Origin of the sequence: Mesorhizobium sp. M7D.F.Ca.US.004.03.1.1 (assembly GCF_003998635.1) — a bacterium.
GTDB classification, from domain to species: domain Bacteria; phylum Pseudomonadota; class Alphaproteobacteria; order Rhizobiales; family Rhizobiaceae; genus Mesorhizobium; species Mesorhizobium loti.
Genome location: NZ_RZQG01001108.1, coordinates 1 through 1,748 on the forward strand (window position 1 = coordinate 1; position 1,748 = coordinate 1,748).

The following is a 1,748-nucleotide window of genomic DNA, read 5'->3' on the forward strand; positions in this document are numbered from 1 at the left end:
GAGTGCCGCCGGCAGCTGGATCGATCCGCCTTTCGCATCCTGCAGGGTCAGCAGCACGATGTGCCCGTAAAGCGTGCTGGCAATCAGCGACTGTGCGAAGGTCGCCGGGCCGCCGGTCTCGACGACGAGATTGATGCCGCCGGTCTGATCGCGGACGGTCGCACCCCATTGCGGCATATCCGATGTCGAGATCACCAGATCGGCGCCCAGCGCCCGCAACCTGTCGGCTTTCTCGCCGCGCGAGGTGACGGCGACGACACGGCAGCCGAGCAGCTTGGCGAACTGCAGTGCAAAGAGCGAGACACCGCCCGAGCCGATGACCAGAACCCATTGCCCAGGCTTCGGAATTCCGGCGCCCGTCACCGCATTCCAGGCAGTCAAGCCAGCGCAGGTCAGCGTTGCCGCCTCATGCCAGTCGAGATGATCGGGCAGCCGCACCGCCCATTGTTCGTCGAGGATCGCGTATTCGGCCAGCATGCCGTCCAGCGTGCAGCCGAGCTGGTCGATGAGCCCGGCATGGATGCCGCCGTCGATCCAGCGGGCAAAATAGCTGCCGGTGACACGGTTGCCGACGGCAAAGCGAGTGACGGCATCGCCGATGGCGACAATGTCACCGGCCCCATCGCTCAGCGGAACGACGCCTTGGCGCGGCGGCAGCGGATAGGTGCCGTTGAGGATCATCGTGTCGCGCCGGTTGAGCGAGGTGGCGCGAACGCGCACCACGATCTCATGCGGTTTCGGCTCCGGCTGCCCCTCGTCGCGCATCACCAGGCATTCGGTCCCGCCGGGCCCTTCGAGACGGTAGCTGCGCATGTCGATTCTCCTCAGAAATATGTAGACTGATCTATATATTATGTAGACCGATTGTCATATTCGAGGCAAGGCCTATAATGATTCCTCCTGACAGAGGTTGACATGGCCAACGACACCCGCACCCGCATTCTCGAGACGACGGCGCTGCTGCTCAGGCAGCGCGGCTATCACGGCACTTCGCTCAACGACATATTGAGCGCCAGCGGCGCGCCGCGCGGCTCGCTCTATTTCCATTTCCCCGGCGGCAAGGACCAGCTGGTTATCGAGGTGACGCGCGGCAGCGTTGCCGACGTAACGGAGAGGTTGGGCGAAGCGCTGGCCGCCGAAAAGGATCCGGCGGTCGCTGTCCATCATATCTACCAGTCGGTCGGGCGCATGCTGGAGGACAACCAGTTTTCGCTCGGCTGTCCGATCGCGCCTGTCGTGTTGGACTCGCCGACCGACGTGCCGGAACTGGCGGAGTTGTGCCGCTCGGCCTTCGAACAGTGGATAGGCCTGCTGCGGGACGCCTTCGTCAGGGCAGGGGTGCCCGAGCGCCGCGCGCATGCATTGGCGCTGCTGGTCGAATCGTCGCTGGAAGGGCTGATGGTGATCGCCCGCGCCACCCGCGACCGCGCCCCGGTACAAGCCGTGGCCGACGAGGTGGCGGCACTGATCGAAGCGGCCGTGCTTGCCGGCGAGGTAAAGCAACGCGCGGATGCCGCCGTCTGAGAGACGTCCACAACGACCGCTGCGCAAAACAAAAAGGGCGGCATCGCTGCCGCCCTTTCAGTAAGCTTAGCCAGATTGGCTGGATTAGAAATCCATTCCGCCCATGCCGCCCATGCCGCCGCCGCCCATGCCGCCAGGCATGCCGCCGCCAGCCGACTCCTTCTTCGGAGCCTCCGCGATCATGGCTTCGGTGGTGACCAGCAGGCCGGCGACCGAGGCCGCGT

General features: G+C 65.0%; 2 protein-coding genes. One reads left to right on the forward strand and one right to left on the reverse strand.

All coding sequences use genetic code 11. The features are described 5' to 3' along the window. Nucleotides 1-813: NAD(P)-dependent alcohol dehydrogenase (locus EN935_RS34430; RefSeq protein ID WP_164771624.1), on the reverse strand; the 813-nt coding region annotated here is incomplete at its 3' end. 102 nt (nt 814-915) lie between these two features. Between EN935_RS34430 and EN935_RS34435 the strand changes: the two genes are divergently transcribed. Next, complete coding sequence (locus EN935_RS34435; protein ID WP_109663053.1) at nt 916-1,524, forward strand: TetR/AcrR family transcriptional regulator; 609 nt, start codon at nt 916-918, stop codon at nt 1,522-1,524. Nucleotides 1,525-1,748: the final 224 nt, after the last annotated feature.